Source organism: Enterococcus sp. C65, from assembly GCF_040887165.1.
Classification (GTDB): Bacteria; Bacillota; Bacilli; order Lactobacillales; family Enterococcaceae; genus Enterococcus_B; species Enterococcus_B hirae.
Map to the genome: position 1 here is coordinate 236,420 of NZ_JBFOFG010000002.1, position 15,454 is coordinate 251,873.

Here is a 15,454-nt window from a genome sequence, read left to right on the forward strand (position 1 = left end):
TAAATAGCAAAAAACGGTCAAAACAGCTATGGATGTTTTGACCGTTTTTAGTTCGCGTTCTTTGTTTTATTTATTTAAAACAAGTATTCCGTGTTGTACCGTATAGGTATATATTCCAGAACTGTTGGATTTTAAATCTGGATGATTGACTATGAAGCGTGTACCAGCTTCTTTATGAGTGATTGTCACTGTATCGCCATCTTGCAAATGAATCGTGTCCACTTTGGCTTGCTGATAGAGATTGCCAATGTAGTCTTTATCAAAAATGATGTTGTTGCCATGTTTGATCGTAATGCGCGCATATTGTCCTGTAAAGTAGGCGTGAGGCTGTCTAGCGTTTGTGCGTAATGTGGCAATGCCGTGAGTAACATCTAAGGTAGCGAAGATACCATCGCCTAAACCTCTCAATGACAATTCTTGTAATTGGTTGAAGGCACTGGTCAATTTTTGCAAAATAGTCTGTTTTTGTGGACTCTCAGGCAAAGCATTGACTTGTTTCGTCGCATGATCAATATCTTTTTGCATAATCGTTGGTTTGATTAGCGTATCACTGTTGTTTTCAAATAACTGATTGACTGTATTTGTTACAGGAGTCAGATCATCAATCACTAGCTGTCCTTTTTCAACGCCATAATAGTATGTTCCCGAATTATTTGGTTTTAAATCTGGGTGGTTAACTGTGAAACGTGAACTAGCTTCTTTGTGGGTGATGATCACTGTATCGCCATCTTGCAAATGAATGGTGTCCACTTTAGCTTGTTGATTGATAGTACTAATATAGTCTTTTTCAAAAATAATGTTGTTGTTATGTTTGATCGTACTGTGCGCATATTGTCCTGTAAAGTAGGAGTGAGGTTCCCCAGCGTTCGTGCGTAATGTGGCAATGCCGTGAGTAACATCTAAGGTAGCAAAAACACTATCTCCTAAGCCTGACAATGACAATTCTTGTAATTGGTTGAAGGCATTGGTCAATTTTTGCAAAAGAGCTTGTTTCTGTGGACTCTCTGGCAAAGCATTGACTTGTGTCTTCACCTGATCAATATCTTTTTGCATAATTGTTGGTTTGATTAGCATATCACCGTTGTTTTCAAATAACTGATCAACTGCTACAGATGCTTCTTTAAGATAGCTAACTAAGTCGATGTTAATCATGCCATTATCTCTGACAAAGATATAAGGATTTTTAAGGTAGCCGGTAGTGGTCTCCAATTCAAGAGAGTAAACACCATTTGGCATATCGTTTAAGACAACTGGACCTTTATTTAGTGTGATTTCTTTATAAACCTTGTCACCATCCATAATACGCATTTTTACCCCGTCAAATAGTTTTTCATCAGTAAACTTTAAAGTAACATTACTTTTTAGATTTAAAGTACTTAACTCTTGATTTGTAACTAGCGATAAAACCGAACTTAATCGATTGTTTTGTGTGAGTTGTTGGATCGCTTCACTTAGTTTGTTATTGGGAACGACTTGTGCCAGGTGTGATACAAGCGCATCTCCATTTGCTTTAGCTTGTTGCTTCGTTTTTTTAGATACATTTAATCCCCATGAAGTTAAAACGGCTGAAAAATCGTATTTTTTAGGTGATCCTAGGCTAGTGACTAACAAATCTGGAAGTGAATGAGCAGCAGGATCAAATCCAGTAGTATTTGCGAGTTCACGATATTTTACGTAAAAATTCTGAAGTCCTTCATTTCCAGCTTTATCGATAATATTTGATAAAATAATCAATTTTTGTCTTAATCCTTGACTATTGAAACTTGCTGATGAACCAGTGATCGTCGCTTTTAAGCTGTTTTCAAGGTTAGCTTTATCCCCATAATCATATAACCAAGAGTGGTTATCGGCAGCTGCTTTCCCCATATGTTTGTAGTTATAAATGACCCCATAAATGTTATTCCATACTTCACCGACTGTCATCCCTTGATTCATAAAACTTCCTTGATATCCATGACCTGTTTCGTGGAGGACGCCCCAACCGTCTGATAGCCAATCAGCTGCAGATGTGCTCGTTTCAGCTGCCCAAAGTCCACCATAGTATAGTCCCCCAGCTCCATGAGCATCAGCTTTATAAAAATAGCGACGTTCAGAGGAACGGTTCAATGGATTTGGATTGTTGTCTGATAAACCAATCAATTCATTATAAAATCCGATAATGTCATTATCATATAAATCAATCAATTGATTTATATTAGTTTGATAAACTGCCATGCGGTTTTGGGCAGGTAAAAATGTTTGAAACCTTTTTCCTTGGATCAAGGCGTAGCCTTTTGTTTGATTCCAAGCTTTCTTAAATGTCTCTAAGTTTGTGTCTTTATTGTACTTCGGCAGTTTAAACGTTTGACCCTCTACAGAGAACTCAATAGTGGGTTTTTCTCCATTTGGTTGATTAAAAGGCGTATCAATGAAGGGGACTGCTAAATCTTTTGCTGTTAAAGAGACTTCATTTTTGGAAAAGTCAATCTCAGATTCTGTGTGAGAATCATTTGTTAATAAACGTAACGTCAAAGCTTCAGATAAATTTGGATTAGTCTGCTTAATAGTGATTTTTGCACCTTTGGCTAATTGTATACCCAAATCTTGACGATCATGTCCTTGTCCCATCAAGATACCGGCATTTGCAGTATTTGCTGGGTAAGGTGTTGTTTGAATGGTTTGTTTGTGGGTATCTTGTGAAACAGGAATTTCTTTAGAAGCCAATTGTTTATAATCACCATTGAACAAGATAACGACTAATTTATCTTTTTTTTAAAACCTGGTTGGTAATATTTGAATATCCCTTGAGGTAAGCCATTCATGGGAATCAATCCTTGTTTTTTTCCATTGACGATTACTTGCATATACGCTGCACCGTTTCCAGTATAATGACCAGAAATGAATTGAGATTTTCCTTCTATATAAGGATCAACCTGAGTGATTTTCACTACTTCAGGCTGTTTGATGGGAATGTTGGCTTCCCCGACCACTCGATAATCTCCATCAAATAATTCGATCGAAACCTTGTCTGTGATTTTTAAATTATTCTCGAAATAGTTAAAGGTACCTTTAGGTAAGTTATTAGTTGCCAATAATGGTTTTTTCTTACCGTTAACGATTAAGCGCATATAAGCAACTTCATCACCGGTGTAACTACCTGAGACGTATTGAGAAGTGCCCTCGATATATGAGGCAACGTGAGTGATCGTTACTTTTTCAGCGTTTTTGATTGGGATTTTTTCCGTAATCAATTGACGATAATTGCCATCAAATAATTGTAGTTCAACGGTATCAGTCGCTTTTAAATTAGTAATAAAGTACTTAAAGGTACCTTTAGATAAATTACTTATATCAATTAAAGTCATTTTCTTACCATTAACAACAAGACGCATGTAGGTCACCCCATCCCCGGTATAGGCTCCAGTGACGAAAGAGGTATTTCCTTCCACATAAGGATCGATTTTGGTTACTTTGACAGGAACCATTTTTTTAATGACGATAGCTGTTTCTGAAAGAATTTTATAAGTTGAATCAAATAGTTGCAACGTCACGTGATCAGTGGTTTTTAGTCCAGAAATATAATATTTAAAAGTTCCTTTTGGTAATCCTTTCATTGAAAGGAGAGTTTTCTTTTCCCCGTTAACGAGAATCCGAATATAGGCAGGTGCTTCGCCAGTATAAGTACCTGAGATGAATTGATTATCCCCTTCAACGTAAGGATCAATTTTGGTAACTTTAAATGATTGTTGTGACGGGATTGTTGATTGATTAGAAATAGAGGGGTTTTTTTGACTTGTGTTATTTTGATCTTTTTGATTCGTGTTAGCTAATGAGTGCGTTTCAGCTGCATAAGCGATAGCTGTACCTGAACTAACAAGACTAGAGAGTAGTAATATGCTAGTTGCAGATACTGAAATAAAGTGGTTTATTATTTTTTTTGATTTTGTTCTTTTTTGGTTAGGCATAAATATATCTCCTTTTATCGTATCTGTTTCTATTCTTTTTCTAGTTTTCAATAGGACTATCATAAAGGAAGACAATAAGATATTTTTTTATTTTTGAAGCTTTATTTTGGAACGTTATTCTAAAAAAACGTAATGTCACACACGTTGTTGCTAGCTGTGCTGGATAGAGATGGAAGTACTTCTTTTATTCGTCAGTTTAAGTCGGTTCTATGTCGGGGTTCATTATCCAACGGATGTCTTAGCAGCTATCTGTCTAGGTTTTTCTTCGTTACTTATTTCTAAATATTTTATATAAAAAGAAAAAAATAAAAAATAGATACGTTGTTTTTTTATTTTTTGAAACTAATCCTTACTTCTTTGTAAATACAAAGGAAAATACAGTGGTTAACAGGTGCTATTATTTGTCTTGTTAAAAAAATTTTATTTAAGGAGGATTCATGAAAATGAATTATAAGAAAAGTTTATTCATTACCTTGTTATCTGTTTCCGTGTTAGGGGCGACAACAACGACACATGCTTTTGCTGAACAAAATGAAAAAACGGGTGTTTCAGCCCCAGCAATACCAACGGAAAAAGCAAATACTTCAGGTATAGCTCCTACTTCTGGAAAAGCAACAACGCCTGCTAAACAAAACGTAACCATTACATTGGCTGACTATGTTGTTGGTCGTAGCTTATATATTACTGGTACGTATAATAACTCAAATGCAGTTTATGTACGTGCTGAAGTCAACGGACAAAAGAAAACACTCGTGTCTTCAAAAGAACTAGCCAGTGGCAAAATCAACTATTATGTAGGAAACTTGAAAGCAAACGATAAAGCTGAAATCGTCTTATTTAATAAAGACTATCAAGAAATTGGTCGTCAACAAGTAACGATTAAGGAACCAGTGAAAACACAAATTACTTTAGAGCCATATGTGGTTGGTCGTAGCCTCAATATCACTGGGAACTACAATGGAACCAATGCAGTTTACATGCGCGCAGAAGTCAACGGACAAAAGAAAGGACTTGTGTCTTCAAAAGAGCTAACTAGTGGCAAGATCAGCTACTATGTAGGAAACTTGAAAGCAACAGATAAAGCTGAGATCGTCTTATTCGATAAAAACTACCAAGAAATTGGCCGTCAACAAGTATCCTTTACGGAACCAGTCAAAACAGTGGTTACGTTAGACAAATATGTGGTAGGAACAAGTACAACGATCAGTGGGACTTATAACGGAACCAATGCGGTGTATATGCAAGCTGTTGTGAATGGTAAAAAAGAATCTTTGGTTCAATCAAAAGGGCTAGCAACCGGTAAGATCAGTTACTACGTGGGTAAATTAAATACAGGTGATCAAGCTGAAATCATCTTGTTCGATAAAAACTATCAAGAAATTGGCCGTCAACATGTTGAAATCGATGGTCCAGCGCAAGTATCAATGAAATTAGATAATTATACAATTGGTCGTAGTACAAACATTACTGGAACATATACTGGCACAGATGCAAAGTATATCCAAGCAGAAGTAAATGGACAAAAGAAAGTATTAGTTCAATCAAAAGAGTTAGCAAGCGGCAAAATCAACTATTATATCGGCAATTTAAAAGCAGGGGACAAAGTTGATATCGTCTTATACAACAAAGATTATCTAGAAATTGGTCGTCAACAAGTTACACTAGTAGAACCAGTGCCAATCAAATTCACTTTAGACAACTATGTATTAGGTGACAGTAATAGTATCACTGGTACGTACGATGGAACAAACGCTGTCTACATGCAAGCAGAAGTGAATGGTAAAAAAGAAGCTTTGGTAAAATCAAAAGAGTTAGCTAGTGGCAAAATCAACTATTATGTTGGCGAATTAAAAGAAACGGACAAAGCCGAAATCATCTTGTTTGATAAGAATTACCAAGAAATTGGCCGTCAACAAGTAAATATCGTCAAACCTGCACAAGTAAAAGTATCATTAAATAATTATGATATTGGTAAAAGTACAGCAATTACCGGCACTTACGAAGGAACCAATGCGGTTTACATGCAAGCGGTAGTCAATGGTGAAGCAAAAGATTTACAAACTTCAAAAGAATTAGAAACTGGTAAGATCAACTACAACCTTAGCGGATTGAAACAAACAGACAACGTACAACTTGTTTTATATAACAAAGGACATCAAGAAATTGGTCGTCAAGTGGTGCCGTTTTCTGTCAACCAAATATTTTATATTTCTGGGACAACACCAATAGGTAGCTCTAGTAATTCAAGATTATTAATTTCAACTGAAAATCAACACATGACTATTAGTAATAATGCTGCTATAGCTGCAGGAAGTACTGTTAAAATGAATGGTAATTTTGGACATACTAAATACTTCACTTTAACAGTAACTGGACCAAATGGTGAATCAATTTATAATAAGGTATGGTACGGAGATACCTCGGTTGGAAGGTCTGGTGTAGTTGCATCCTTTAATGTACCAAATGGTAGCACGGTAAGTATGTATCATGCAGAGGCTTCAGGTCGCTTTAGTACAAATGATAATGCTGCTTTAAAAAATAAAACGGGAAAGACCTACACTTATAAAATGGAAAATAATCGTTTAGTATTGGTAAATGTTGCACAAAGCTAATACATTTTATGTAAGTGATTAATGAAAAAGATCGAAGGAGTTGTTTCCTTCGATCTTTTTTTATAAAGGAAGAGTTCAGCTTATTAATCATCTACAGGGCATACAATATTTTTATCATAATCAGAAAAAAATATAAAAAAGAAAGAAAAAATATTTTTGTTTCTTTTTTATACTAAAAAGGTATTTTTACAGTACTGAAAGAGGAGGCGAAGAGATGGGGCATTTGACGAGAGAGACGTTATTTGATGTGCAAATTGATGCGGTAACGATGGAAGAATTGATAGTTCTCATTGATGAAAAAATAAAGACTAATAAACCAACACATATTTTAGGAATTAATGCAGACAAGATCAACGAATTACAGCAAAATGACTCTTTGCAACAAGTGGTTCAAAAAGCTGAGATCGTTCATGCTGACGGGGTATCGATACTGCTGGCTGCGCATCTATTGAATAAACAAGTCCCCGAAAGGATTGCTGGGATTGATCTAATGCAATGGTTACTAGATTTAGCTCAGGAACGTCAGTATACCGTTTATTTTTTAGGAGCAAAAGAAGAGACAGTCAATAAAATGAAAACAAAACTGTTAGAATACTGGCCTAAACTTCCCGTTGTGGGCATAAGAAATGGGTATTTCTCAGAAAGCGAATGGGAAAACGTTGCATTAGAAATCAAAGAAAGTCATCCACAATTGATTTTTGTGGGGATTTCTTCTCCTAAAAAAGAATATTTAATTGATTATCTCATGAATCAAGGGATCAATGCTGTGTTTATGGGCGTCGGAGGCAGTTTTGATGTGTTGGCTGAAGAAATAAAAAGGGCGCCACTTTGGGTCCAACACTGTCATTTAGAGTGGTTTTTTCGGATGATTCAAGAACCAAGAAGATTGTTTAAACGCTATATGTTTGGCAATCTCAAGTTTTTGAAATTAATAGCAACAGAAAAAATTAAAGCGAAAAAAAATGGAATTGTTAAGTAAAGAGAGTGGTGAACAGGAGATTTGGATAAAAAAGAAGTTATAGCATTATTAAAAAAAGCGATTATTCCAATTATTTTAGTTGCTTGGGTATCCGCTTTTGTCAGCGTAGTTGCAATCAAATATTTTAAACTACTACCAGAAAACTATGTGGTACAAAGCCAACTAGTAGTCAATCCGAAAACATCAGAAAAAGAAGACAGTGTAAAAAGTATGGATCTTTTAAAATACAACGAAAACTACAGCCTACTTGTCTATAGCTCTTCTTTTCTTGAAAAAGTGACCAAGCAATTTGACAGTTCCCAATATAATAAAGATCCGTTAAAATTAAAACCAAAAATCAAAGTCTTGTATTCTCCAACATCGCAAGTTTTAACATTGCAAGTCAACATGGATGATGAAAAAGAAGGAATTAAATTAGCCAATATCATGTTAGAAGAATTACGTAAAGAAGGAAACAAACTTTTTTCTCATAGTGATTTAACGGTATTAAGCCAGGCTGTAACGACCAATAAAATCAGTTATAGTACAAGTTTGCTTTTAATAGTATTAAGTTTCATTTTCTTTGCGCTTTATTTATCAGTTTTCTTGTTTTATCAATACAAGAAAAAGCACAAACATAGAAAAAATAAAAAACGAAGAAGATAAGAAAAATTGGTGTGGTAAATGACAAAATTAAGACTGAATAAAGTAATTCTAATCGTTTTTCTCCTCATGCCGATCATCGAGTCTCTCAATGGCTATTTTTACGGAAAAGGTATTTCTGATGCCTATCGTTTTCTTTTGATGGTTTTGATTATCGGTTATTTTATGCGATTTGGACAACGTTTATCGTGTTATATGCTTAAATTTATGTTTCTCACATGTATATTCCTTCTTGTTTTAGTTATCCAGCTTCTTTGGTTTCATAAAAATCAAGGAGTATTCATGACAGATATAAAAAGTGTTTTAAGAATATTATTGGCACCAATGTATCTAGTTTTCTTTTATGAAGCATTACATGCGAAAGATATCAGTTATACAGATCTTAGAAATTTACTTTTAGGTTATAGCCTATTGTATAGCTTATTAGTGGTTATCCCATATTTGCAAGGTGGAGGCTATGTTAGCTATGACTTTGATGGAAATGGGTTGGTGTCGAAAGCCTCAGAAGTAAAAGGGATTGGCTGTAAAGGCTATTTTATCGAACTCAACTCATTGATTGCTATATTAAGTGCGTGTTCTTTTTTCATAAAAAATATGATCATCAAGTTTATCAACAAAAAACAAAACAATCAGTTGTTGTTAGCCACTGTGATCTATATTTTATTGATTGCTGCTTTATTTATTACAGCAACAAAACTTGGGATCGTTCTAGCTTTTTTATGTTCGGGTATTCTGATTATCCAAATATTACAATGCAATATATTGATCAAGCAAAAACTGTTTATCGTGCTATTCATTAGTTCTTTTTTGATTATTCTCCGATTGTTACTAGGGAATTTATTTACAGAAGTTCTTTCTAGGTTGGATTATTTTTATGGGCAATCAGACGGTGATCTTTTAAACGTGATTACCAGTAATCGATATAATTACTTGATCGAAAGTTTGAAGGAAATTGATCAATCGGGTCATAGCACATTTATTGATTTCTTTGGAGCAGGTTACTATTCTTCCTTTTCTTTAAATGGCTTTAAGCGAAGTATTGTCGAAATGGATTGGTTTGATTTGTATTTTTCATATGGAATTTTCGGATTCACTTCATATTTATACTTTTTTAAAGATGCCGTTTTCGCGTTGTTTTCCTCAAAAAGGAATGAGATGAAAAGTATGTTGCTTATTTTTCTTTTGTATAGCTTCTTAGGAGGGCACATTATTGTTAATTCTATGACCGCTACTTTTTTAGCTATTTGTTTGAGTTATTCAAGCGATAGCTATGGAATTTAGGTTCATTCTTTTATAAAAAATATAAATGAGGTCCAGAGCATGATACTGATTATATCGAATATGTATCCATCAAAAAAATATCCTAATTATGGTGTGTTTGTGAAAAATTTTTATGATGAATTGTCACAAACACAAGAAACCAGAATCGTCTATATGACGAAGACCACGAACAAGTGGAAAAAAATAATCTATTATTTAAATTTTTATCGCAAGGCTTTTAGCCAATATGTGTTTGGTCATTATGAAGTCGTTTATGTACATTACGCTGGTTACAATGCACCACCTATTTTGTTGGCAAGATTATTCAATCGAAAAACGAAGTTGATTGTCAATGTTCATGGTAGTGACGTCACACCAGAAAAAAGATTAGAAGAAAAAACCAATTTTTTAACGAAACATCTTGTAAAACAAGCCGATTTGACTGTAGTGCCTTCTAGCTATTTTGAAGAAGTAGTGAAAGAAAAGTATGGTGAAGTAGCCCCCTTATTCATCTCACCTTCCGCAGGCATTGATCTTCGTCTTTTTAATGATCAAAGTAAATCAACCACGCAAGAACGACCATTCACGATTGGGTATGTCAGTCGCATTGATAAAGAAAAGGGCTGGGATCTTTTATTGTATGCTTTCCAACAATTACTTCAGGAAAATCAACGATTACGTTTGATCATGGTGGGCGATGGTGCCCAAAATGAAGAGGCAATCGCTTTGATCAAACAACTAAAACTGGAAAATCATGTTGAAAAAACCAATTGTTTGTCTCAACAAGAATTAGTAGATATCTATTCTTCTTTAGATGTCTTTGTATTTCCAAGTACTCGTGCAGGAGAAAGTTTAGGCTTAGTTGGTTTAGAAGCAATGGCTTGTGGGACACCGGTCATCGGTAGTGAATTAGGTGGGATCAAGACTTATTTGGAAGATGGAGAAAATGGTTTTCTATTTAAACCAGGTGATCAAGTGGCGTTGGTAGCTGCAATTAATAAATATCAAGCATTGCCAATGGAGGTCAAGCAACAGTTTTCGAAAAATGCTGTAGCGACGGCAAAGAAATATGATCGTAAAAAAGTAAATGATCAATTGATTGACAAAATTATTGAAGTTTCTGAGAAGAGGTAAGATGTTGAAAAGCATTTACTATTTATTGTTTTATTTGACTAATTGTTTTACAGTTCCTTATCGATTGACTTCGATTGATTTTTTTTATCGGAAGACAAGAGAATGGCTAGCTAGAAAGTTATTTTGTTTTGCTGGTCAAGATATTGTGATCCGACCAAAATTAAAAGTATCCTATCTAAGTGAAATTTCTATTGGGGATCGGTCTTCTCTAGGAGATCGAAACATGATCGTTGCTGCTGGTGGGCTTGAGATCGGTGTAGATGTGATGATCGGTCCTGAAGTGATGATTTTTACCCAGAATCATGAGATTACGCCAACTGAAGTGAAATTGATTGAAGGAAACATAGAAATGAAAAAAGTAACGATTGCAGATGATGTTTGGATCGGTGCTAGAGCAATTATTTTACCAGGTGCGAAGATTGGACGTGGAACAGTGATAGCGGCAGGAGCTGTGGTTCCTGGAAAAGAGTATCCAGAGAATGTCGTTTTAGGTGGAAACCCAGCTAAAATAATCAAAAAAAGAAGTTCGATGAAAGAAAATCAACGGAAGAACTAAGAACGAAAGGAGTATTCATGTGAAGAAAATAGGTATTATCACGCTAAATGGCGAATTTAACTATGGCAACCGACTCCAAAATTTTGCTTTACAAAAAGTTTTGGAAAGTTATGGGGTTGAAGTCGACACAATAGTTATCAGACCAAGCAAATTCGGTAAGTTGAAAAAAGAATGTTGGTTCGGTGAAATCCGCAGTATCGGTGATCTTGGACAAATGCTCAAGAAAAACATGTCAAAGATTACGCTAAAAAGTATCAAACGAAGAAAAAATTATCAAGCAATGCAAGCAGCAAAATGGTCTACGATTGAACAATTCAGTCAAAAAAAAATCAAGACGTTGCGAGTAGATAAAAAATACTTGAACCAATTATCGCTTCATTTTGACTTGTTTATCGTCGGGAGCGATCAAGTCTGGAATCCCAATATTATTGAGTTTGATCCAACCCATTTCCTCGACTTTGCACCATCAGAAAAAAGGTATAGTTATTCTGCCAGTTTTGGTGTGGATCACTTATCCTCTAAACCAACGCATTTAAAACCTCATTATGCGAGTTACCTAAAACAAATGAATTATATTTCCGTAAGAGAAGCTTCTGGAGGGATGATCGTCGAAGAATTGATCGGCAGAAAAGTTGATGTTGCTCCTGATCCAACGTTGTTATTGAGTAAAACTGAATGGCAAAAAGAGTTGGCGATTACTGAAAGTCAAGAAGAACAGTTTGTGTTGATTTATTTTGTGAGCGAAATCTCTGTAGAAATCATGCAAGAAATCAAACGGTTTGCGAAAGAAAAAAATTTAAGGATCTTTCAAATCATGGGCGATACTTTTGGCAGTGATCGAATCATCGTCGACCCGCAACAATTTGTCTCGATGATTGCCAAAGCCCAATATGTATTCACGGACTCTTTCCATGGAAGTATCTTCTCAATCATCATGCAAACGCCGTTTTTCGTTTATGAGCGAACGGATCATAAAGGAACGTATACTCGTATCGAGCATTTGGTAGAAAAATTTTATATGAGAGGTGCACTGGTTTCTTTAGGCGATCATTTAACAGAAAAAGAAACGTTGTTTGACTTTGATCGTGCAAAGCTCGTCCTTGAGAAAGAACGAGAACGCGGAAAGCAGTTGATTGAACAAAATATTTTGACTCCTAGCAAGGTTGAACAGTAGATGACAAATCGAAGTAAAGGTATTGTTTTATCTTATCTGACAGTAGTTGTAAAAAATCTTTCATTATTGTTTTATACTCAAATATTATTAAAATTTTTAGGGAAAAGTGAGTATGGACTCTATCAAATCGCAAATTCTGTTATTAGCAATTTAACGTTACTAAATTTAGGTTTTTCATTTGCTTATATCAAATTTTATACAGGATTTGCGGTGAAAAACGAGGCAAAAAAAATCCAAAAACTGAATGGGACCTATTTGCTTTTTTTCACCGTGATTTCTCTATTGGCTGGGGTGATTGGCGGAATACTTGTCCACAATAGTCCTTATTTTTTAACTTCTTCTTCCATTGAAGAACAGACAAAATTAAAGAATTTGATGCTGTTTATGATTCTTAATGTCGTATTGACTTTTTTGAGCGCTACCTTTGAATCGAATATCTTAGCTAATGAACGTTTTGTTTTTCAGCAGATTAGACAAATGTTCCAATCAGCTTGTTTGCCATTACTTACTGTCCCAGTTTTGTATTTTTTTCATACCGATATCGTCACGATCGTGATTATCCAAACGGTGATCACGTTAGTGAGTTTGCTATGTAATGTTTACTTTTGTATCCAAAAACTTCGGATGAGAATAACATTTAAACAGTTAGAATTTTCATTTATGAAAGAAATCGGTATTTTCTCATTTTTTATTTTTTTGAATCAGTTGTTCAACCAGATCAACGATAGTGCACCAGTTTTTACGCTGGGAGTTTTAGCAAATACTAGACAAGTAGCGGTTTATTCGATCGTGAACCAGTTAAAAGCCTTGTTTTTAACATTTTCTCAAGTCTTGACAACCATTTTTATTCCAAAAGTCAATCGGTTAGTTCATCAATCTAATGATGATCGTGAGTTAACACATCTCATGATCAAGATTGGACAGTATCAATTGTTAGTTCTCGGTTTATTTTTAGGTGGTTTCATTCTATTAGGGAAAATGTTTCTGTTCTTATGGTTAGGTAAAGGGTTTGACGAATCCTACTACTTATTGATTTCGATCGTGATTCCATTACTGATTCCTTTATCACAAAATATTGCGATTGAAATCCAACAAGCACGAAATCAACATTTCTTTCGTTCGATCATGTTGACGATTTTTTCTTTTTTGAATATCGCTATCACTGTCGTTTGTGTCAAGCAAGTCGGCATCAACGGTGCAACAATTGGGTACATTTTCAGTTTGGTCGTCGGTTATGGTTTCGTCATGAACTGGTACTATCATAAAAAAATGAATTTGGATATGGTGTTGTTTTGGAAAAAAATGATACCAGCTATTATTCCCAGTATACTAGCCGTCTTTATTAGTCAACTACTTTTAACAATTGTTCCAATCAGTAATATTCCAACATTCTTGTTCATGGGTATAGTCTATTGCAGCATTTATGGTTGTAGTGTCTTTTTGTTTATGCCCCATGTGTTTCAACAACTCCTTGGGTTACTTACTAAAAAAGAAAAGAGGCATCAGCGATGAAAAATAAAATAAAAGAGAGTATGCCAAAACCAATGTGGGAAAAGCTTAAGATTATTAGGAACTATGGCAGAAGTATCTCATTATTTAGGAAAGACAAGCAACGTTTTCTACGTTATTTTTCAAAGATAAATACTCATGAAGAAGATCAATTAAAAGCACGTTTACTGTTTTTTAGTCATTCAGTTGAAAAAGGCTTATCTAGAGAAAATTTCCGGTTTGGATTTGGTCAAACAGTCATCCCGGAACTATATGGATTGATCCAAACGTATCACGAATTAGGCTATGATCAAGAAGATGAGATCTATTTAAATGCAGTGTCTGTAGTGGACGAATATATCAAGGTCCATGAAGAGAAAAATTACGATCTAAGCGATCGAATCAATGCGGTTGAATTTAAAAAAAATTATTGTCTGAATAAAGTGGAGTTTGGAGGAGTAAAAGCAGTTCGCCGTGCTGCTTCAAATGAAAACCAAACGAAGAACTTTAAAGAACTAGCACTTAACCGTAATAGTGTAAGAGATTATCAAGATACTGCTGTGGACTTAGAGAAAATCAATGAAGCGATTCAGATCGCAACGAAATCTCCTTCCGTTTGCAATCGGCAAAGTACACGCGTTCGTGTCATTCGTGACTGTTCGCTCATCAAGAAAGCATTAGACATCCAGAGTGGATTTAAAGGGTATTCTTTACCTCCTTGTTTACTGATGATCACCACAGATACACGCTATTTTATTGATGTGACTGAACGTAATCAAGTATACGTAGACGGTGGATTATTTGCAATGTCCCTTTTATATGCGCTAGAGTATGAGGGGCTAGCTGCCTGTGCATTGAATACGATGTTCGATCCCAAAAGAGAAAGCGCGACGAGAAAGTTATTAGGGCTCAATGAATCTGAAAATTTAATCATGTACCTGACGGTGGGGAACTTTAAAGAGGATTATCAGGTACCTAAATCACACCGATTGAGTGTAGAGCAAATCGTAAAATATTTATAATAAAAAAAAGTTAGATTTCATTGACATAAAAATAGTAAGACGAAAGAGACACTTAGTAAATACTAGGTGTCTCTTTCGCCTCGTTAGATGAGATGGTGTGAAGAAAATTGACCTTAGTCTGTAAATCAAAAATATCTCAAGTGAGAGAAGCTATAACTATATTTTTTGACAGATCAGGTAGGCTCTAATTAAACCTATAGTGTAAGATGTGACTCTTACACTATTAGTTTAAAGATTATGTTTCTTCTTTTTTTCTTTCTTTTTAAAAGACAGTGGAGATATCAACAAAAATAAAAAATAATCTTAGGAATATCCATAGGAAACTAAAAAATTTCCATTCTTTTAATTGTAAAAGTTAAAAAATAAAAATAAAAAAATGATGTCATTCTATATAATGAGAAACATAAAATCATAAAACATGAAGGGGAATGATAGATAATGGAAGTAAAAATTGGCACAGTCATCTCGGCACCTTCAGTGTCAGGAACGCTTGTTAAAGGAGAAATCATCGATATATTGAAACGTGTCGTCGTAGTTTCGACAGATGTGGATCATTATGTCGTAAAAAAAGAAAAATTACTTGCTAACGGTTATACATTAAGTACTGAAGATGTAATCAGTAATAGTTAATTTTGTATATTAG

The 15,454-nt window shown here is 34.8% G+C and carries 13 protein-coding genes; 11 read left to right on the forward strand and 2 right to left on the reverse strand.

Annotated features, from left to right (window positions below):
• Window positions 1-66: 66 nt before the first annotated feature.
• Both AB3I12_RS03215 and AB3I12_RS03220 read right to left on the reverse strand, forming a co-directional pair.
• Window positions 67-2,703, reverse strand: a complete 2,637-nt coding sequence (locus AB3I12_RS03215) for a putative mucin/carbohydrate-binding domain-containing protein (protein ID WP_063626446.1) — start codon at window positions 2,701-2,703, stop codon at window positions 67-69.
• Between the two features lie 32 nt (window positions 2,704-2,735).
• Complete coding sequence (locus tag AB3I12_RS03220) at window positions 2,736-3,944, reverse strand: immunoglobulin-like domain-containing protein (protein ID WP_063626447.1); 1,209 nt, start codon at window positions 3,942-3,944, stop codon at window positions 2,736-2,738.
• A gap of 169 nt (window positions 3,945-4,113) precedes the next feature.
• On the opposite strand from AB3I12_RS03220, the gene AB3I12_RS03225 reads away from it, so the two are divergent.
• The 11 genes from AB3I12_RS03225 (at window position 4,114) to AB3I12_RS03275 (ending at window position 15,441) form a co-directional block, all read left to right on the forward strand.
• Window positions 4,114-4,239 carry a phosphatase PAP2 family protein gene (locus AB3I12_RS03225; protein WP_081248796.1) on the forward strand — a complete coding sequence of 42 codons (126 nt, stop codon included), beginning with the start codon at window positions 4,114-4,116 and terminating at the stop codon, window positions 4,237-4,239.
• 148 nt (window positions 4,240-4,387) lie between these two features.
• The gene (locus tag AB3I12_RS03230) at window positions 4,388-6,556 is read left to right on the forward strand and encodes an immunoglobulin-like domain-containing protein (protein WP_196763504.1); all 2,169 of its coding nucleotides are present in this window, start codon (window positions 4,388-4,390) and stop codon (window positions 6,554-6,556) included.
• A gap of 214 nt (window positions 6,557-6,770) precedes the next feature.
• Entirely contained in the window at window positions 6,771-7,535 is a 765-nt protein-coding gene (locus tag AB3I12_RS03235; protein WP_063626449.1) for a WecB/TagA/CpsF family glycosyltransferase, read from the forward strand.
• 21 nt (window positions 7,536-7,556) lie between these two features.
• Entirely contained in the window at window positions 7,557-8,180 is a 624-nt protein-coding gene (locus tag AB3I12_RS03240; RefSeq protein WP_063626450.1) for a hypothetical protein, read from the forward strand.
• An 18-nt stretch (window positions 8,181-8,198) separates the two neighbouring features.
• On the forward strand, window positions 8,199-9,458 hold the full coding sequence (locus AB3I12_RS03245) for an O-antigen ligase family protein (RefSeq protein ID WP_063626451.1): 1,260 nt from the start codon (window positions 8,199-8,201) through the stop codon (window positions 9,456-9,458).
• A gap of 39 nt (window positions 9,459-9,497) precedes the next feature.
• The gene (locus AB3I12_RS03250) at window positions 9,498-10,571 is read left to right on the forward strand and encodes a glycosyltransferase (RefSeq protein ID WP_063626452.1); all 1,074 of its coding nucleotides are present in this window, start codon (window positions 9,498-9,500) and stop codon (window positions 10,569-10,571) included.
• 1 nt (window position 10,572) lies between these two features.
• Window positions 10,573-11,127, forward strand: coding sequence for a DapH/DapD/GlmU-related protein (locus AB3I12_RS03255; RefSeq protein ID WP_063626453.1), 555 nt, complete (start codon window positions 10,573-10,575; stop codon window positions 11,125-11,127).
• A 19-nt stretch (window positions 11,128-11,146) separates the two neighbouring features.
• The gene (locus tag AB3I12_RS03260; RefSeq protein ID WP_063626454.1) at window positions 11,147-12,301 is read left to right on the forward strand and encodes a polysaccharide pyruvyl transferase family protein; all 1,155 of its coding nucleotides are present in this window, start codon (window positions 11,147-11,149) and stop codon (window positions 12,299-12,301) included.
• A complete protein-coding gene (locus tag AB3I12_RS03265) occupies window positions 12,302-13,813 on the forward strand; it encodes a lipopolysaccharide biosynthesis protein (protein ID WP_081248798.1) in 1,512 nt (503 codons plus the stop codon).
• Window positions 13,810-14,811: a nitroreductase family protein gene (locus tag AB3I12_RS03270; RefSeq protein WP_063626455.1), complete on the forward strand. Its 1,002-nt coding sequence runs from the start codon at window positions 13,810-13,812 to the stop codon at window positions 14,809-14,811. The genes AB3I12_RS03265 and AB3I12_RS03270 overlap by 4 nt, the downstream gene beginning before the upstream one ends.
• Before the next feature lie 438 nt (window positions 14,812-15,249).
• Complete coding sequence (locus AB3I12_RS03275; protein ID WP_063626456.1) at window positions 15,250-15,441, forward strand: hypothetical protein; 192 nt, start codon at window positions 15,250-15,252, stop codon at window positions 15,439-15,441.
• Window positions 15,442-15,454 lie beyond the last annotated feature (13 nt).